This is a genomic window from Flavobacterium cupreum (genome assembly GCF_003996965.1).
Classification (GTDB): Bacteria; Bacteroidota; Bacteroidia; order Flavobacteriales; family Flavobacteriaceae; genus Flavobacterium; species Flavobacterium cupreum.
Map to the genome: position 1 here is coordinate 130760 of NZ_QWDM01000015.1, position 18524 is coordinate 149283.

Annotated in this window: 17 protein-coding genes; 14 read left to right on the forward strand and 3 right to left on the reverse strand. The window is 33.3% G+C overall.

What is annotated here, in order from left to right:
* Positions 1-11: 11 nt before the first annotated feature.
* From D0817_RS19970 to D0817_RS19990, 5 genes are read left to right on the forward strand one after another with little or no spacing between them, the layout of a single operon-like run.
* Positions 12-362 (forward strand): hypothetical protein, encoded by a 351-nt coding sequence (locus tag D0817_RS19970; protein WP_127340130.1) that lies wholly within the window; start codon positions 12-14, stop codon positions 360-362.
* A complete protein-coding gene (locus D0817_RS19975; RefSeq protein WP_127340131.1) occupies positions 359-958 on the forward strand; it encodes a hypothetical protein in 600 nt (199 codons plus the stop codon). Before D0817_RS19970 ends, D0817_RS19975 begins: the two co-directional genes overlap by 4 nt.
* The gene (locus D0817_RS19980; protein ID WP_127340132.1) at positions 951-5090 is read left to right on the forward strand and encodes a hypothetical protein; all 4140 of its coding nucleotides are present in this window, start codon (positions 951-953) and stop codon (positions 5088-5090) included. Before D0817_RS19975 ends, D0817_RS19980 begins: the two co-directional genes overlap by 8 nt.
* The gene (locus D0817_RS19985; protein WP_127340133.1) at positions 5090-7327 is read left to right on the forward strand and encodes a hypothetical protein; all 2238 of its coding nucleotides are present in this window, start codon (positions 5090-5092) and stop codon (positions 7325-7327) included. The genes D0817_RS19980 and D0817_RS19985 overlap by 1 nt, the downstream gene beginning before the upstream one ends.
* A gap of 3 nt (positions 7328-7330) precedes the next feature.
* Positions 7331-9349 (forward strand): hypothetical protein, encoded by a 2019-nt coding sequence (locus D0817_RS19990; protein WP_127340134.1) that lies wholly within the window; start codon positions 7331-7333, stop codon positions 9347-9349.
* 34 nt (positions 9350-9383) lie between these two features.
* On the opposite strand, the gene D0817_RS19995 is transcribed toward D0817_RS19990, so the two are convergent.
* Entirely contained in the window at positions 9384-9590 is a 207-nt protein-coding gene (locus tag D0817_RS19995; RefSeq protein ID WP_127340135.1) for a hypothetical protein, read from the reverse strand.
* 106 nt (positions 9591-9696) lie between these two features.
* Between D0817_RS19995 and D0817_RS20000 the strand changes: the two genes are divergently transcribed.
* The 8 genes from D0817_RS20000 to D0817_RS20035 all read left to right on the forward strand — a co-directional run bounded on the left by D0817_RS20000 (position 9697) and on the right by D0817_RS20035 (position 14831).
* Entirely contained in the window at positions 9697-11595 is a 1899-nt protein-coding gene (locus D0817_RS20000; protein ID WP_127340136.1) for a hypothetical protein, read from the forward strand.
* Positions 11596-11613: 18 nt separating this feature from the next.
* Positions 11614-12213, forward strand: a complete 600-nt coding sequence (locus tag D0817_RS20005) for a hypothetical protein (protein WP_127340137.1) — start codon at positions 11614-11616, stop codon at positions 12211-12213.
* Positions 12214-12231: 18 nt separating this feature from the next.
* Complete coding sequence (locus D0817_RS20010; RefSeq protein ID WP_127340138.1) at positions 12232-12651, forward strand: phage holin family protein; 420 nt, start codon at positions 12232-12234, stop codon at positions 12649-12651.
* Positions 12652-12658: 7 nt separating this feature from the next.
* Positions 12659-13126 carry a M15 family metallopeptidase gene (locus D0817_RS20015; protein WP_127340139.1) on the forward strand — a complete coding sequence of 156 codons (468 nt, stop codon included), beginning with the start codon at positions 12659-12661 and terminating at the stop codon, positions 13124-13126.
* 3 nt (positions 13127-13129) lie between these two features.
* Positions 13130-13750 carry a hypothetical protein gene (locus D0817_RS20020; RefSeq protein WP_127340140.1) on the forward strand — a complete coding sequence of 207 codons (621 nt, stop codon included), beginning with the start codon at positions 13130-13132 and terminating at the stop codon, positions 13748-13750.
* A gap of 193 nt (positions 13751-13943) precedes the next feature.
* Positions 13944-14132, forward strand: a complete 189-nt coding sequence (locus tag D0817_RS20025; RefSeq protein WP_127340141.1) for a type II toxin-antitoxin system HicA family toxin — start codon at positions 13944-13946, stop codon at positions 14130-14132.
* Between the two features lie 29 nt (positions 14133-14161).
* Entirely contained in the window at positions 14162-14572 is a 411-nt protein-coding gene (locus D0817_RS20030) for a type II toxin-antitoxin system HicB family antitoxin (RefSeq protein ID WP_127340142.1), read from the forward strand.
* A 55-nt stretch (positions 14573-14627) separates the two neighbouring features.
* A complete protein-coding gene (locus tag D0817_RS20035) occupies positions 14628-14831 on the forward strand; it encodes a hypothetical protein (protein ID WP_127340143.1) in 204 nt (67 codons plus the stop codon).
* Positions 14832-14845: 14 nt separating this feature from the next.
* Here D0817_RS20035 and D0817_RS20040 read toward each other — a convergent pair whose 3' ends face one another.
* Together D0817_RS20040 and D0817_RS20045 are read right to left on the reverse strand one after the other, a co-directional pair.
* Complete coding sequence (locus D0817_RS20040) at positions 14846-16006, reverse strand: tyrosine-type recombinase/integrase (RefSeq protein ID WP_127340144.1); 1161 nt, start codon at positions 16004-16006, stop codon at positions 14846-14848.
* Positions 16007-16383: 377 nt separating this feature from the next.
* Entirely contained in the window at positions 16384-17481 is a 1098-nt protein-coding gene (locus tag D0817_RS20045; RefSeq protein WP_127340145.1) for a hypothetical protein, read from the reverse strand.
* A 497-nt stretch (positions 17482-17978) separates the two neighbouring features.
* On the opposite strand from D0817_RS20045, the gene D0817_RS20050 reads away from it, so the two are divergent.
* Positions 17979-18245 (forward strand): hypothetical protein, encoded by a 267-nt coding sequence (locus D0817_RS20050; RefSeq protein WP_127340146.1) that lies wholly within the window; start codon positions 17979-17981, stop codon positions 18243-18245.
* Positions 18246-18524 lie beyond the last annotated feature (279 nt).

Here is an 18524-nt window from a genome sequence, read left to right on the forward strand (position 1 = left end):
ATTTCTTGGATATGGAAAAAAGAAGGCTTTCTATTGACAGCAAAGATATTTTCGGAAATCCAATCGGCTTTTATTCTGAAGGTACTGAGATTATTTCGGGAGGCAAAAAAAAGGCCGGGGATCCTTTTACGGGAATTGATACCGGCGACTGGTTCAAAGGCTTTTTTATGCAAGAAGTAAGTGGCGTTTTAAGATTCAGTTCCAAAGATCCTAAAAATGCCGCCATTTTAAGCGATGGACCAGATAACACTTGGCTTTCTGATGAACTATTCGGATTAACCGACAAAGAATTAAAGGAGGTGATCACAAAAAGATTGCTTCCTTTTTTTATAAACAACGCACGCAACATTCTTGAGATATGATTTACGATTCACTTGATATAATCCCCTACAAAACCTTTTTCAAGATTGCAGAATCTGGAAATATACAATTGCTATCAGATACTGAAAAGGACCCGGAAGTTCTTGCTGCATTATGGGAATCTCTTTACCAACAGCATTTAGACAAAGATGGTTCAAGTGCTCAGGAGAAGAAAACGTTTAGAATATCTAAAGAAATAAGCTCTCTCGAAGCAACATATAAAATAGTTATCATGTCGTGCGACGCTTTAAGGTTTGATTTCAATGAAGAACTCTTCAAATTGTTGACAATTCAATATGGTTACACTCTAAGAATCGAAGACGAAGAGGTTTATTTCCAAGATATAGAACAAATTGTTCGAGAGGCGAGCGCACTAAAAGTGAAGATCAACGTTCTTTCGAAGCTACTACCAAAAATTGATCAAGGTCAGGAATATAGTATTGACGATGTAATGGCTTCCTACTGTTCCATACTGGAGTTTCAAATAGGAGACTTTAATTCAATCACTTATACCGCATTTTTTAGTTATGAAAAACAAGTTCATGCTAAGGTCGAATCAATCAAGCAACAAAATTTAAAAAACAAAAAAAATGGCTAATTCTAAAGGTATAATTACACGTAAGGATATTATCGAAGATGAGGCGCTTAATTGGGGTCCAGACTATGCAAAGCAGGCTCAAATTGCAATTGACAAAAATGTAGAGTTTGTTAAAGGTATTCTTCAAATAGCCACGATTCAGAAACAGATTAAAGATTCTTCAAACAATTCAAATTATATAAATGCAAAACAGCAGGAAATACTAGCTACACAAAAAGCTATACTTGCTATTAAAGAACAGGAAGCTGCTGAGATATCTGCGAACAAAATAAAAATTTCCGCAATAGCATTAGCTGAAAAAGAAGCAAAAGCAAAGGATTCATTAAATAAAAAATCACTAGATGAACGTATATTATTGGCTGAGACTAATAAACAATTGAAGCAAGCTGCAAAGGAACGTTTAGGCCTTGTAGGTGCTTATGCAAAATTGAATCAGGCTAGACTTGATGCACAAAAACGTTTAGCAGAATTGCTTTCTGTCGAAAATAAAAATACTGCTGCAATAATTATTGCGCAAAAAGAATTTGACAAGCTTGACGCCAGAGTTAAAGCGGTTGATGCTGCAATTAAAAATTACTCGAAAAATATCGGTAATTATGGTGATGCATTCAAAGGACTAAATGCAACATTTAGAGATTTGATGTCAACTTTCGGTTTAGCAACTGGATTGGCTTTATTTGGTCAGATTGTAAAAGATATATTCAGTGTCATTAAAGACTTCGATAGACAGCTTATAGCTGTTGGTAAAACAACAAATATTTCTGGAGAAGATTTAAAGCAATTTGGTAGAGAAGTAGTTGAATTGGGTGATAAGACTAATGGAGTTACTGTTGACGGTTTAATTAAATCAGCCGAGGTTGCAGGACAGTTAGGTGTTACCGGTACCGCTAATATCTTGAAGTTTTCAGCAGCAATAGAAAAATTGAAACTCACATCAGATATAATTTCTGATGAGCAAGTTGGTCAGTTTGCAAAATTTATTGAAGTGTCGTCTGATAGTTTCGAAAATGCTGATCGTTTAGCATCAGTTATTACGCAATTAGGAAACTCATTTGCTACTACTGAGAAAGAAGTACTTGCAAACGCGACAGAGATTCAAAAAGGTGTTGCTGTGTATAATACTTCGGCCCAAGGAGTTTTAGCCTTGGGAGCTGCAACATCATCTTTGGGGTCTGAAGCAGAAGTCTCTGCCAGTTCTATTCAAAAAACATTTGGTGTAATTAATAAATCTATTGCAACCGGAAAGAATCTTGAAAAGGTTTTAAAGCTTACTAATTTAACACAGAAAGAACTATCCAAACAATTTAACCAGGATGCAACTGGTGTGTTTGTAAAATTTATTAAAGGATTAAATACGGCCAAAAAAGAAGGTCAAAATTTATCCGTTGTATTGGGTGAACTTGGACTGGATGAGGTTAGATCTTTTAAAACTATTGGTTCATTGGCTGCAAATTATGATTTGCTCGCTAATGCGATGGTTCAGGCAAAAAAGGAATATATCGATAACGCCGCTTTGAACAAAGAAGTTGCTGCTGCATCTGAAAGTCTTGCATCTATCCTATCTGATATTAAAGATCGATGGGAAGCATATATTTTAAATGCTGATGATGCTAATTCCGGAAGTGCTTCCTTGGCAAAGACTTTAAAGTTTGTTCGCGACAATTTCAAAGAGATAATGGACCTTATAGTAAAGTTTGGAACGATTTTACTAACCTACATCAGCGTTTTAAGAACTGTAAATTTTATAATGACAACATGGAGCGCATTACAAACTGCAGCTACAGCTGCTCAAATAAGATTTGCATTAGCTACTGGAATAGGGACTAAATCAATATTAGCGCAAGCGGCGGCTGCTAGAGAAGCTACGGCTGCTCAGGAAGGGTTAAATATTGCCGTTAAATCAACACCATGGGGTATAATACTTGCTTTTTTAGCTGCCGCCATTGTTGCATACATGGTTTTTAATGATGAGATGAGTGATGCCGAAAAGAACATTCAAAGAATTGTTGATGCAAACAAAGAATTAGAGAAATCTGAAAAAGCTTATGCCGATGCACGAGATCAGTCGAATAATGAAAGATTCAAGGATATTGAAGATGATATAAAACTTCGAAAAGCCCAAGGTGAGAACTCTGATAAACTTGATAAAGAAGAAATTGCAAGAAAGAAGACAATATTACAAGCATCTCTGGAGGTTTATACAAATTTAAAAAAGCTTGAACTTGCCAGAACTGAAACTGAAATCAATACTTCAAGACAGCGTATAGCTCAATTTCTCATTGAGCAAAGTGTATTGGAAAAGAGCGGATATCGTGTTAGTAAACAAGGAAATACAAGTGAAGAACTTGATCAGTTAATAAAAACAGAAAAAGAAAAGTTAGACTTTAAGAAAGCTACGTTAATGCAAAATTCTAAGCTTACTACTGAAGAAATAGCACGACTTAATAAGCAATTACAGAATTTGGATAAGGATGCTGCCGTAAAGGATGCAGAGTTTAAAGCTGAAGAAAGTAAGAAGGCGAGGGCACTGAGATTGAAAAGATTAAAGGAGCGATATGAATTGGAAAAAAAAGCACTTGAAGACCTGTTTAAACTTCAACAATTAAGAATACAAATTGCTATTGACCTTGACGAGGATATTTTAAATAATGATAAATCTTCTTATGATAAAAGATTAGACGCTCTCTCAGATTATATACAATTAGCTTCTGAGAAAATTAGAAATGCGGCTGAATTTGAATTATCTCAATTGGGAAAATATAATGAAAATACAGGAAAGCTTGTCCGTGAGTTATCAGATATGGAGATACAAACCTTATTGGAAACAGGCTCCATTAAAAAGAAGTTAACCGCTGGTCAATTACTAATTTTTGAAAAATTTCAAGATGACCAAAATAAATTAACTCAAAAGGGTATAAAAGATCGGCAGAAAATTATTGATAGTGAAGCAGAAGAGGTAAAAAAACGTGTTGATGCTCAATTACTTTTAGAGGATACTAAGCTAAACAAGGCTTTGGAAGCTGAAAATATTCTTTTCAATGCATCACTAAATAAACTTACAGATTTAGAGAAAGCACAGGAAGAGCACGAAAGACGGATAGTTGAGATAAAGAGATCTGCTGCCAAAGAAGCAAATGCAATACAGATAAAAGCAATTGAAGATTTGCTTTCAGCTCAGGACAAACTTCCGGAAAATGAAAGGATTTCAGCTAAAAAAAGAAACCAAATAGATAATGAACTTTCCAGATTAAAACTGGAAAATTCAGAAATAAATGTTGTTAATAATGATAGAGCCAACAAAAAGATTCTGTTTTTTGAAACTGAAAGATTCAAGAAGTATGAAGAATTATCAAGAGAAGCAACTTTTGTTCTCCAAGATTTAGCAAATGCAATTTTCGATACCAGAATTCAAAATATTGAATCGGAACAAACGAAGAATGATGAGTATTATGCCAAGCAAATAGAGCTTGCTGGAAATGACGAAAGGCAAAAGGATCTTCTGCAAAAAGAACGTGATAAAAAGAATGATGAGCTAGAAAAAAAGAAGAAAAAAGAACAACACAAACAAGCTGTTTTCAATAAAGCACTTGCAATTACTGAAGCAAGTTTTAACACTGCCAAAGCAATTACATCGGCGCTATCTGCCGGCCCTGGAGTTGGTTTAGCTCTGGCAGTTATTACAGCGGCGGTTGCAGCGGTTCAGTTAGCGGCAATTGTAGCTACACCAATACCTAAATATAAAGATGGGCGTGTTGGGGGACCAAAAGAGGTCGCAATGATTAATGACGGCGGAGTTACTGAAGTGGTAGAATCTAAGGATGGTTCAGCAAAAGTATATTCCGGAATGAACAAGATCGTCCAGTTAATGGAAGGCGATACCGTGCATAGATCAGTTGATGATTATAAAAAAGTACAAAGAGCCGCAATGCTGGCTAGTCTAAACATGGAAGGCAGAAACATGAGTGATTTTCAAGCAACTCAATACTTTGAAGCTTCATACGGAAAAGAACTTTTGCAAGAATTGAAAAGAAATACACAGGCAATTAAAAATCAAAAACAACCTGTTTTAAATGCCCCTAAAATCGACATTCCGCATTCAATATGGAAATATAAAAATACTAACTGGAGCTAATGGGAAATATAAATCCACAATATAACGACAGAGTCCAATACATCTTAAAGAATAAAGATTTAGGTGAAATTGTAATTACTGAGCCAATTGGATGGACAGATGATGATAAGGAATATTCCAGACATGAAACATATGATGGTATATTCCCTAAATTTTCCAATTCATTAAAGTTCGTTGGAAGTGCCGCCGATTTTATTCAATTGATAGATGATTTATATGATATTCAGGCTGAAATTGAATTGGTTAGAAACGAAAGACATCCACAAACGGATGTTTGGACTCTAACCTATTCTGGATATCTGGATTTATCAACTTGGAACAAAGAAGATAATCAGGTAAGTGTTAAGTTTAATTCCGGGGGTTTAGAGCAGGAAATTAAAGCACGTGAATCTGAAAGTGTTGAAGTTGATAGAATGACAACCATGAATGACACTATAATTCCGGAATTAAACCCAGTACTAGTGGAACTTGATGGAAGAAGGATATTTCTACGTACAAAGTTCCAGACGAAAGCATCCAGTAATTCGGTTCGATTGGTCAATATATCTTCCGATGGTAATAAAAGAGGATCTACAATTTCAGTTCCATTAGAACTTATTAATAAATCACATGAAGACGCGCAATCACCTTTAAATGGTACATTGATTGGTGATAATTCATGGGACAGAACCGGTGGAGCTGAGGTTGGAAACTTATTCTTCGCGGTTTCTGATAAAAATAGAGATCTTAAAATTAAAATAGAACTACAGTTTCAGGTTGATATCACTGTATTTGATGATGTAGATAATTTTGTTTTCTATGCCAGGTTAGGAACATATAGCTCTAGTGACTTAAATTTTAAGGAGAATAGAATTTTGTTTCAAAAAAGCTCTTATTCTGAACTTAATGGTAAAATATTCTCAGTTGATCTTGACACTACAATTAGTTTGCTGACAAGTGAAAGTTTACAATTAGTTTTTGATCAAAATGTTGATTTCCATAATACCGCATCGCAACGAATGGAAATTGATGTTCGAAATATTATTTGCAGTTTGGATCTTGAGGAAGATAGTTTTGAAGATAAATCTATCACTAAGGCTATTCTTGCTCACGAATTAGCAGAAAGACTTGTGACAATTGCAACAAATAAAAAAGGCGCTTTCTACTCTGATTATTTTGGCAGAACTGATTTAGGTTATCCTGTTGATGGTGAAGGAGCATTTATTGCTTTTACGCACGGATTTTGGGTTCGTCAGTTTGACAAATTACCATTGCCGCAAGAAGAAACTGCTTTACAAAGCAAAGTAAGTAATTTATTCAAGCCAATTACTACATCATTTAAAGATTTCACAACCTCCACAGCTGCAGTTTTTAACTTAGGAATGGGAATTGAAAATATAGGAAATGTAGAACGGGTAAGAATAGAGAAAAGAAGTTATTTCTGGAATAGAAACGTAACCGTAAAACTTCCTAATCAAGTAAAATCTTTAAAAAGATATAAAGCTGTTGATAAGTATTATTCATCGATCGAAAATGGCTACGAAAAGGGCGGAGATTATGAGGAGGCTTTTGGACTGGACGAGTTTAATGTAAAGTCTAATTTTTCTACAATAATTAGTAAAATTAAAAATGTCTATATCCAAATTTCTAAGTATCGCGCTGATAGTTACGGAATGGAATTTGCCAGAAGAAAACCAAAATCATTGGGAGATACGGAGGATACTTCATATGATGAAGACATATGGTTCCTGGATTTGAAAAAGGGGCCAACTGGCGTTTATCAGCAAAGAAAATGGCAGGATGATTTTGATAAAGCTCCTACCGGTATTTTTAGCCCGGAGACGGCAACAAATTTAAGATTGTCACCTTTTAACTCTTTACTTCGCCATGGTTGGTGGATATCGGCTTCTGTAATAAAATATGCATCAAACAAATTAAAATTTGGGTCGTCTACCTCAAATAGATTGCTTAAAACAAAATTGATTGGCAAAAATGAATATGCGGAAAATGGTGATATAATGAATTCTGAATTAGATCCTGCGAGGTTCATACCGCAATATATAGAGTTCGAACATGTTTGTGATTTTGATGTAATGCAGCAAGTCAATGGTACTACAACTATTTTAGGTAAGAAGGTTTTAAATCTTTATGGATTAGTTGAATTTATAAATGAAGATGGCGAAATTGAAAAGGGATTTCTAATGAACTTGAAACCTAACGGAGCTGGACAGTGGAAAGTATTAAAAGTAAATAGGTAAAAAATGGCAAATTCAAAAATAACAATTGACTTTACGGAAGTTCCAGCTGTAGAAAGCGTCTTAAATATTCTGGAATCCAATTATGGTATTAATCTAAATGAAATGTTCCTGGAGTCACGGTTGGGATCCGGACAAACTCAATTGCCTACATTTGGCCATGTGCCGGGAGATCCTCCAACAGGTTGGATTGGAAATATTGCTACTTACTACAGATCTGCACTGATGCTGGATTATAACGCAAGTAGTTTGTATACAATTACTGCAACAAGTTTTGGTGAAGGATTAGGCCGTGTTGTGATTATTGCAAATTATCCCGGAGCGGTTTTTTCCGTTACAGCTTCAAATGAAAGTGCAACCGTAGTTATCGTAAATGAAACTGTTGTTCCTTCAATTCATATTTTGGATGCAACGTTTTCAGAGGCTACTACAAATAAGTGCCAAAATGTAAAAGTAAATGTTACAACAGATCTACTTGCGGTAAAGATATTGAGCCCGGTTAATGTAAATCCAAATGCAGATAATCCCTTTTCTTTTGATTGGCTTCGCGGTTCGACTGTCAACTTAATTGTAGAAGATGCAAATGGTAAAACGGATTCAAGATCAATATTGTTACCAAGCATATTAAATGCTTCCAATTTTGCTATTAACGTAAATAACAGTCCTAACGGCGCTACGGTCATAATAGAAAATATTAATACTGCAGGATTAAACCTGGAATATTCTTTGAACGGTGTTTCATGGCAAATTGAAAATACATTTTCCGGACTTGACATCGGTGATTTTACGTTATTTGTTCGTGATCAGTACGGATGTTCTTTTGAAAAACCGTTTTCAGTAAATGAATTCGGGATTCAGGTTCCATACTCCTATATGTCAAAATCTAATGCCATAAGATATGCAAATCGTATTACGTGGGGGGATTCGGCAAATTATAAAACTGATGAGAATACACTCAGCTGCGAAGTAGATGTTGACACGGTATATAGGGAAGTTCAGCAATTTCAAAGCGCGGACATCGTTCCAACTCAATTTAGGTCGAACTATGCAAATAATGTTGCTAAAATCATTAAAGAAGATCTTAGCGAGGTCATAATTCCGGTTGAAAAGAAAAGCAGTAATATTGGAATCAAAGACAAACGAGACGCAAGAAAGTATAATTTGGACAATGGAAAAACCGGTGTTTATTTCTTGGCAGGTAATACTTATGATTATGACACGAATGCAACAACCGGGACATATTCATTAAACGGATTGCTTCCGGAGTGGGCCACTGTTGGGAATTATATAGTGATTTCAAATGCTTGGTTTTTGATCGAGCAGATCATTTTTGATGAATCTAAAAACGCAGATGTAATTGTGTTTTCGCAAAATTATACTGGTTCTGAAACTAGCATTGTTGCCGGATCCATTTTTAATAGGTTCAATTATGAAGTTTATGAATATTATATTGATATGGTGGACTATATCGATCAGCACTTTCAGGTAGAATTAAAAAAGACCGATCCAAACTTTACAACTATTACCTATTTAAGTGAAGAAATATGGTGCAAAATCAAGCATGAAGATGTTCTGGAAATAAGATATTACAACACAACCAACACCGACATATTTTATGCAACTGGGATTCAATTTAAGATTAGAATTCCGTTGACAATTCAAAAAGGAGCTGTTGATGAAGAAAGTGACATTCATAAAACCGATACTGACGCAATTTTACTATCTGCTGATTTGTATGAAGGAGATCAATTCATTTTTGAACCTGTAACGAAAGAAATCTGGAGAAAGATAATGATTGCGCTTTCGCATGAGAAAGTCTTTTTAAATGGAGTAGGGTACGTCAAAAATGGAAGTTTCTCGACGGAAGGTCCTTTGGAGAAATCAAACTTATATGTTTTAACGGCTAATATGTTGAAAACAGGAAATATTTACAACTCACAAGGTAGTGGGAATATTGATTTTGACGGAAGTCAAGTTGAAGTACCAGGCCTAATTGAAACTGATTCGGGATATCTAAGCTACTAAAAAGAAAAAGCCTCTTTAGTTAGAGGCTTTTTTATTACTTTTTCAAATCTTTAAATTGTTTTCCGTCAACGTGAACACTTCTATTGTCGTGATAATGATGGTGATGATGATGTACAATTGTTGTTGATTTATCAACATAACTGGATGGTCTTTCATCCGGAAACATCGAATTCCCGGCAGCCTTGCCAATTTTCCAGCAACCTCCAACAACAACTACAAAAAGTATAATTAGAAACATCATATCAGCAAAGTTATTAAATATTAACGTCTTAACTTATGCATTTTGTTATTTAGAATCGTTCTAAATAGATAAATAATTTTTACATTTGTTGTATAAATAATTCATCATGAGTTTTAAAACAGTCGTAACGCAAAGATTGGCACAAATCACTGAAATGTTAAACACAATCAGTACTAATGCGAAAAAAATATTTGAACTTCCTTTGCAGTCAACTTTAAATACTGCGTCGGAAATTCACGTATCAATTGACGGTGTATCTGAGCGTATCAACTTACAACAAATCGTTGATGCTATTTTAAAGTACAGGCAGAATCAATTAGTGTCGGCAAGTGTATCAATTCTAGTAAATGATGTTACTATTGCTGCGGGCGCAAAATGGATCATTAACAATGTGAATTATCAACTTGTTGCAGATGCAGAATTCAATATTCCTTACGCAGAAGTAGGTTACACGAGAAATGATATTTTGGTGGCCGACATGGCTAATAATATTTATAAAATAGTTGGGCCTGAAACTGCAGGTGTTTCACCAACACCGGCGACACCATTGAATGCAGTTTTGGTTACAGTTATTAGTGTAACTGATTCTACAATTCTAAATTCGGATCCTGAATTTGGTACCGACTTCGAATTACTCGTAAACAAGCAAAATTCCCTCGATGTCGATGGATCTGCGATTAAATATCCAACGGTAGATGCGGTAAACTCAGGATTATCTACATTAAAAGCGTATGCTGATAGTCTTGTTGTTGGATTATTAGATTACAGAGGCGTTTATGATGCTTCAACAAATGTATTTCCGACAACCGGCGGAAGCGGCGCCTCTGGTGCCATTCTAAAAGGTGATTTATGGGTTGTTTCTGTGGCTGGTACCTTAGCCGGAAAAGCTGTTACAATAGGTGATAGTTTTATGGCAGTTGTAGATTCTCCCGGGCAAACTGCTGCCAATTGGGGAGTATTGGAAACAAATATCGGATATGTTCCTGAGAATTCAGCAAATAAAACTGGTACCGTATCTGGAAACGAAGCATCTACTTCACTTTATCTTCACATTGCCGGGGCAATAGCATATTTTCAGCAAAAACTAACTGATGCAAATTTTGGAACACTTCTAAGTACTTTTACTTTAAAATCTACAATGGCAGATGCCGACGGTATACCGCATTTTGATTCATCAGATTCAAATAAGGCAAAAATAATATCCTGGCTAAATTTCAAGTCACTTTTTAAAACCGTTGGCGGTATTTCTATTTTCGGAACCGGCGATATTGAAGCCGGGGGAACACGAAGAACCGCTAAATGGTGGGCTATTGGAGGTGGTTCTGGAATGTCACAGCAAGGAGCTATTTTAGATTATGCACTTATCTTAACTGGTTCAAAAATAACTCAAACAACAATAACATATACTAATTTAATAACTTCAATACAAAGACTTGTATATAGAAGCGCAGCAACTGCCGGCGCATCATGTGGTGTCGCTACAGGAAGTGGTAGCGTTCGTCCTTTTTCTAGCGCTTCTGGTATTGATTTGGTTATTAAATTTGATACTTCAGATCTTACACCTGTATCTACTTCGAGAATTGCGGCAGGCATAAGTGCTCTTACTACTGATATGGGAAATATTGAACCTTCAAGTATGGTAAGCACTATACTTGTAGGAAATGATAGTACTGATACGAATCTAAAAATAATGCATAATGATGCGTCAGGCACTTGCACTAAAATAGATTTGGGTTCTAATTTTCCGCATAATACAATTAATTGTATTTATGAGTTCTTTATAAAAATTGAACCTAGCGCTAGTGTTGCTACATGGACTATCAACAGATATGGAAACACTACGCCTTCTAAAACACCTATTTATACAGCTTCGGGAAATATAACAACAAATGCGCCTATAGGTTCTAACGTTGTTATGTCTTGGTTTGTAAGCAGAAACAACGGAACAACAGCTGCTTCTGTAGAAGTTGGGGTTTCATACGTTGAAAATAAATATTTCTATTAATTAAAAAAACAAATAAATATGTTTGAACAATCACAAGTTTCGTATTTGATTTATAAAAATCGTACGGATATAGTACCAGAAGATCCAAGCAACCCATTAAGAATTGAGTTCGAAGAATGGCTTTCACTTGGAAATTATTTAACCATGTTTGAAGGAACTCCAGGTGAGGTAAATCCCATAAAGGTTCCCCAATACTTAATTGGATTACAGGTACTAATTTCTGATCTGAGAATTAGAGCAAAAACCGCGGTTATTGAAAATGAAAAGCCGATTATAAATAACGTTTATGTTCTAACTCAATGCGAATTAAACGAGATTAAGTACCAATTAGCAAAAGGATTGATTTCAGATCCTGATTTAGAATTATATTTTGAAAATGAAGCAGATCTGTTTGGAGTTTCATTAGCTCAACATAAAGCAAATATAATTGCTGAGTTCGAAGCTTCAGATTTGAATTATAAAATCTTTATGATGCTTATTGAAATGTGCCGAACTAAGATTCAAAAATTAATTCGTGATTTTGAATTTGCCAAAGCTGATGATGCACAATTTGTTATGCAGTCTTTTGTAGATATTGATTCGGCCAAAGCCTCAATGGATTATATTTTAGGTCTTTAAATTATTAAATAAAATACTATGATTTTACAATATATACCTGACGGCAGCTTACTAATAGGATTGTTTATTTTTTGTGCCTTAGATTTCGTTTTTGGAGTGACCAAAGCTACATTGACAAAAACAATAAGAACTTCAGAGGGATTTAGAAAAACCTTTACAAAATTTATGCAATACGGAGGTTCAATCATCATTGGAATGGTATTGCTAAATATAAAAAGTGTGAGCGCAAGTAAATTCGGAGATCAGTACTCAGGCTTATTTGGTGATTCTATGATTGGTATCATGATCTATATTGAAGTAGTCTCAATATTTGAGAACATGGAAGTCATTGGAAATAATAATGATTTTGTGAAATATTTTGTTCGACCCGTTCGAAGATTGATCACTTTCCAAATAAAAAATTTATTCTCAGATACCGGGAATGTTATAACTAAATAATTGAATTATGATAACACAAGCAAGATTAATAGAAAAGTACGGCATACCTAATAAGACTGGTGCCGGTTATTTGACTACTATAGATTTGCCTTATCCAATGTTTCTAAATTGGGCAACTAGCACTTATGTGACTAAAATGAGCTGTCATAAGTTAGTTGCTGATAAGCTAAAAGCTATATTCAAGGAAATACTTGAAGTTTACGGAATTGATGAAATTAAGAGGCTTCAGATAGATGATTTTGGTGGCTGCTTTAATTATAGATTAATGAGAGGAGGTTCTGAACTTTCCGTACATTCCTGGGGATGTGCTATAGATTTAGATCCTGATCGAAATTTATTGAAGGAAACATCTAAAACCGCAAGATTTGCAAGACCGGAATATAAAAAGATGATTGATATTTTTTATAAGCACGGATTTGAGAGTTTGGGACGTGAAAAAAATTATGATTGGATGCATTTCCAAGTAAAAGATTAAGTTATGATAAATCCAACTGTTATTTTACAAAATTTAAAAACTATTGGTTTGGTTCTGCTGGCTTTGGCTGCTGTTTGGTTTTATAAAGATTATAAATACCAGCTTTCAGAAAATACCCGGCAAACAGAAAATAATTCCCAGATTAGAAAATTTGATAGTCTCAGGTTTTCGTCTCAGGTTTTATCAACTGATGAAATAAATGATCAAATCATTTATAATGATCCGGAACTAAAGAAAAAGCTGGACGCCGCCAATATAAAAATCAGCAGGATCGAAAGTTTAGTTTCCCAGACTTTGAAATATCGCGATACGACTAAAAGAGAGACCGACGTTTCCGGAATGATTGACGCAATCAAAAATAGCATTCCTAAGCAGCAATCGTGGTCAGATACAACAAAGTGTATGACTATAAAGGGAATTGCGTCATACGATGGCCAAAAACTCATAATAGAGGTGAATGATCGTCAATTTAATAATAAGTCTGATGCGGTGGCTTATTGGGAACGCCGGCAATGGAGTTTCTTAGGAATCAAAACCCGGCTATTCGGAAAGAAACAATTTACATCAAAGGTTTTCGATGAATGCGGCGAAACCCGGACCATGAAGATTGAGAAAAAAAAATAAATCAAACCGAAGTGTAAAGCTTCGGTTTTTTTGTAATGGATAAAATTTAAAAAAATATATATAACATATTTGTTATATAACAAATATGTTATATATTTGTAACACAAAAATCATTAAAATAAAATCCATTAAATCCCAACTATTATGAAAAAGAGAAGTAGACGTCCGGTATTAATCTAAAATTTAAAAAAACATGGCATCAGTTAATGAGTTGCTAAAATTGCTGAAAGAAGATGGTTGGTATTTATTTCGTAATGGAGCTAATCACGATTTGTATAGACATCCAACAAAAGAAGGTCAAATTCCTGTCCCTAGACATGGAAGTAAAGAAATGGCAAAAGGAACTTTAAACAGTATTTTGAAACAAGCAGGACTTAGATAGTCCTGCCGTTTTCAATAAATCATAAAAACATGAAAAGTAAAAAGACTGATATTTCAGTTGTGATTGAGAAAACTTCAACAGGTTTTTCTGCATTCGCAAAAGAGATTGATGGATTAACTACAGTCGGAAGTAGTATTTCCGAAATTAAAGAAAATTTCAACGAGGTCCTTCAATATCATGTAGAATATCTACAAGAAAAAGGAGAAAGCGTTGCGATAACTGATTTTGAAATTAGTTATCAAATCGATTTGGAGCAAGTGTTCGAATATTTTAGTGTGATAAATAAATCAGCTTTTGCTGAACACTATGCAGATATAAATCAAAGTTTATTCCGACAATATACTAAAGGATTGGCAAATCTATCTAGTGATAAAATGCAAAAAATCTCTAAGGGGTTACACAAATTAGCTGATGAACTTAGCGATTTAACTTTAGTTTAAAGTTACGGAAACCCCTCATATCGAGGGGTTTTTAATTATAAAATAATATAAAATTATGGAACCTAGAAGCATAAAAATTCATTTTAAAGAAAATATACAAATAGATTTTCCTGATGACAAAGAATTATTTAAACTTAAACTTGTGAATACAATTAAAGAAGTTTTAAATACAATTGATATTGAAGATTTTTATGTATACGATTCTGGAAATGTACAAGAGATTATTCTTCAAATTGACAATCAAAAAAGCGATCGCTGAGGATCGCTTTTTTATTACAATGCTGGTGAATTTTCTAATATGTTTTTTCTGTTGATTTCTTTTAGATCGGTAATGTAAATCTGTGTAGTAACCTGAGAAGTATGTCCGAATAGATCCTTTAGGGCATCGATTGATACACCAGCAAGGATCATCTTATTCGCACCGTGTTTCTTCATAGCATATAAATTCATATTAATTCCTAATCCGATTTTAACTATCCTTTCCCAGCGTTTAGTTGCGGTATCTCTTTTTAATTTAGTAGATCCTGGAATAAAATCTAATTTTGCTCCCACATTACCTTTGCCTTTTTGTCTAAAGCTGCCAAATAAATAATAAGTATCTGGTAGATTTATGAAATTCATCGATTTAAAAATTTCAATTAAGTGTTGATTGATAGGTACAACTCTTTCTCTGTTGGTTTTTGTAATTTCAGGCGGAAGAGTAATTTTTGCATTATTCAGATCAACCATTCCCAAGGTAATCTTTAAAATTTCTTCCGGACGAATTCCCGTATAAAATATTGTAGAACAAAAATTCCAAAAATTACGGTGATTGTTTTGCATTTCTGTTTTAATCTTAAAAAAATCATTATCAGATGCTGGAATATTTGCGCGACTTTCGGCCACTGCTAAATTATTAATTTTGTGAGCCGGATTAGTTTGTATGATATCCCATTGAATCAATTCACTTAAAATCGCTTTTAGATGATTTAAATGTTTATTATATGCATTGTTGGTCCATTTACGTTGTTCAGCTGCCTTTTCCATCATTAACTTAATGTGAGCTCGTTTTGTATCGCAGATTAATAAATTATTCAACGAAAGAGCTTCACTTGAATCTTTCATAAATTTTATAGTTCCACTGTACCCGGACAAAGTTTTGGGTCCAATATTTGGCTTCTTTTTTTCGATTGCAAAATCTAATGATTCAATAAAAGTTAATTTAGGATCATCAATAATCAGTTCCGGAAGAAGTGGATTCCATCCTTCTTTCAGTTTTTGATGTAGTGCGTCGCGAAGAATATTTGACTCAGCTTCTCTTTTTTTGTAATTGTTGATGTAATTGATTCCATATTTGAATCTGAAAAGTTTCTTGTCATATCTAAAATAGATAAACCAAGATTTGCTAAGGTCGTCATATTTGACAACTTTAGGAATTGTGTAGATTGATTTCATTTTAATTTTTTTTAAGAATTAAAATGTTTGCGGGGGACATTTAATCAATCAGTAAGTGTACACTATTTGTTCACTTTTATTTTTAAAAAAACGGGAAGCCTATTATTTAAAGGGCTTCCCGAATTAAGCGGAGAAAGAGGTTCCGACTCCTTTATGTCAATCCTAGGTAATACAAGGGTTAGAATATATTATTTAAGCGAGGGTCACCTATAGGGTCACTTAACTTACAGCGTTTTAAAAAAAACAATATCAAAGATAAGGATTTCTGTTTAAACATAAATTTTTTGATACTCGTTTTTTTTAAATATGTAAGATATATTTTGAAAAAATTAATTGCATTAGTTTCACTGTCACTTGGAGTTTGAATATTTTTTGTTTTATTTACTACTGAATACTGGATTTAAAATTATAGGTTGATTTCCGCCATCAAGCGGTTTAAGATCACTTATTGAATTAACTTTTATTATAAATTGAGCAACTGTTCCTAGAGGTTCGTACTTCATGTTGTAAGCTTGATTAGGTAGAGAGAAAAATTGTGAATCTTCAGATTTAAATGCATAAGCAGCGGTTGCAGTAAAAACTGATGCAATTGCAGCATTGCCTTCAATGTTAATCTTAGTACTTTTTGTTACTGAAAAAGTTCCGCTTTCAATAACATCATAGTTTCTCAAAACAAAAACTTCTAATTCATCATTTAAAATTTTAATTTTTGAAATTAATTTCTTCTTTTCTGCAGTAGGTAGTTCTTCTATAGCTGTAGTAATACTTGTATTGTTTATCATTGGATAATATGTGATGCCCCATTTAATATAATTTAAATCAGAATTAGACATTAAAGATTCAATACTGCCATATACGGGAATGCTTAATTTTAAGTTAGAAACGGTTGATTTTTCCAAAATACTTGCTTCTTCATATTTTATTGGTGTTGAATATTTAATTTTGACCTCTTTTAGCGGAATTACGTCAGTTATTGTAACGGAGTTACCATTTTTTTTACCTATAACCAAGCTCCCTAACTGATCTGTAATGTCGATCAGTCGTTCAAATTTAGTAATACTATCAAACTTTAGTCCTTTTGTTAAATTTAAAAACTTATTTACATTAACTTGAGATTCGTATAACTCTAGTCCAGTTAAAGTCACAACATGATTTACGTCCGAATTAGATCGTGATATCGAAATAGGTTCATAATTAAATTTAGCATTCGATTGTGATGGATTGTATTTTATTTTAATACTACCGCCTTTGTAGCCATCTACTACAATGTTTTTTGTAGTATATTCTAATTTATCAACAGGCTTAATGATTAAGTAAGAATTGCTGCTTTTTAAACTTCCTTTATCATTATAACTGTCAATTAGAATCGTTACATCAGATTTTATATAATTTAAGATTGATAAATTTGCCTTCACTTGCCCATTGGCAGTATGAAGCACAAGGAATATTAAGGTAAAAAGAAGAAATTTTTTCATATTAAAGATTTTAAAAATTACATGGCTAAATTATTTAATTTATATACAATACTAGCAAGTAATAATACCTGTTTTTATTGTATTTAAAAGTTTAATAAATTAACAACGAGATTGTTATGGCGTATATTTGGATAGGTTGGGAGATTATGTTGTGGAAGTGACTAAAATAATTTTATTAAATTTTTATCTTAAAAAAATAAAAGTCAACTATCAAATAAGAAAATCAATATTGAATTAAGTTCAATTATAATTTTTGATATATTTTCTTATTTTCTGCTGCGATTAAAACAAAAGTATTTGTTTTGCTGATTACGATATCACCAACCACACTCCATCTTAAAACTCGTCGGTGCATTGCGAGCAATGTTACAGTATTTTAGGTTAAAAAAAACTACTCCCTATAAACTTATTTGACCTTTTTGATAGTTAAAAGTTATCTACTATTGCTATTAGAATATAATTTTTACTTTGATAACTTTACAAAAAAAACTAACACAATGAATAAAACTATAAAACTCCGAGTGAAAAAAGAAATAGACAGAAGTAGTGAGTTCAAAGTATTAAAATTAAAAGGTAGTTTAATTACCAGAGGATTTACTGAAATTATTTATATTGAAGATGAAAATGAAGATTTTTATCTTAATTCTTTTTCTACTTCTCTTGAACATAAAAAAGAAGCAGACAGTTTTATTTTAGATTACATATCAGAAAATAATTTAAGTGAGACCATTACTTTGATTAGTACAATAAATAATAACTTCTGATAGCAAAAAGTTAAAATAAAAAAGGAATTGTTAGTGTTCTCTACGATATTATCTAAAAAGGGGTAAAAAAAACAAATCAAGCAAATTAAAATAATAAAAAAGTTACGTAGATAGTAAACATAGTACATTTACAGCTACGATTAATTTTAGTCTGGATATTCTGGATAAAGTGAGCACCTAATTCTGGATAAAAGTGAGCAGTATAAATGAACTCAAAAAGGTGTCTAAAAAGTAGTTTAAAAGTATAAAATTATTTTACTCTATTGGTTGTTTTTCTAT

Excerpts from the sequence above, each read along its gene's own strand:
- D0817_RS19970 (WP_127340130.1), top strand. The coding sequence starts at position 12 with ATGGAAAAAAGAAGGCTTTCTATTGACAGCAAAGATATTTTCGGAAAT.
- D0817_RS19975 (WP_127340131.1), top strand. The coding sequence starts at position 359 with ATGATTTACGATTCACTTGATATAATCCCCTACAAAACCTTTTTCAAG.
- D0817_RS19980 (WP_127340132.1), top strand. The coding sequence starts at position 951 with ATGGCTAATTCTAAAGGTATAATTACACGTAAGGATATTATCGAAGAT.
- D0817_RS19985 (WP_127340133.1), top strand. The coding sequence starts at position 5,090 with ATGGGAAATATAAATCCACAATATAACGACAGAGTCCAATACATCTTA.
- D0817_RS19990 (WP_127340134.1), top strand. The coding sequence starts at position 7,331 with ATGGCAAATTCAAAAATAACAATTGACTTTACGGAAGTTCCAGCTGTA.
- D0817_RS19995 (WP_127340135.1), bottom strand. The coding sequence starts at position 9,590 with ATGATGTTTCTAATTATACTTTTTGTAGTTGTTGTTGGAGGTTGCTGG.
- D0817_RS20000 (WP_127340136.1), top strand. The coding sequence starts at position 9,697 with ATGAGTTTTAAAACAGTCGTAACGCAAAGATTGGCACAAATCACTGAA.
- D0817_RS20005 (WP_127340137.1), top strand. The coding sequence starts at position 11,614 with ATGTTTGAACAATCACAAGTTTCGTATTTGATTTATAAAAATCGTACG.
- D0817_RS20010 (WP_127340138.1), top strand. The coding sequence starts at position 12,232 with ATGATTTTACAATATATACCTGACGGCAGCTTACTAATAGGATTGTTT.
- D0817_RS20015 (WP_127340139.1), top strand. The coding sequence starts at position 12,659 with ATGATAACACAAGCAAGATTAATAGAAAAGTACGGCATACCTAATAAG.
- D0817_RS20020 (WP_127340140.1), top strand. The coding sequence starts at position 13,130 with ATGATAAATCCAACTGTTATTTTACAAAATTTAAAAACTATTGGTTTG.
- D0817_RS20025 (WP_127340141.1), top strand. The coding sequence starts at position 13,944 with ATGGCATCAGTTAATGAGTTGCTAAAATTGCTGAAAGAAGATGGTTGG.
- D0817_RS20030 (WP_127340142.1), top strand. The coding sequence starts at position 14,162 with ATGAAAAGTAAAAAGACTGATATTTCAGTTGTGATTGAGAAAACTTCA.
- D0817_RS20035 (WP_127340143.1), top strand. The coding sequence starts at position 14,628 with ATGGAACCTAGAAGCATAAAAATTCATTTTAAAGAAAATATACAAATA.
- D0817_RS20040 (WP_127340144.1), bottom strand. The coding sequence starts at position 16,006 with ATGAAATCAATCTACACAATTCCTAAAGTTGTCAAATATGACGACCTT.
- D0817_RS20045 (WP_127340145.1), bottom strand. The coding sequence starts at position 17,481 with ATGAAAAAATTTCTTCTTTTTACCTTAATATTCCTTGTGCTTCATACT.
- D0817_RS20050 (WP_127340146.1), top strand. The coding sequence starts at position 17,979 with ATGAATAAAACTATAAAACTCCGAGTGAAAAAAGAAATAGACAGAAGT.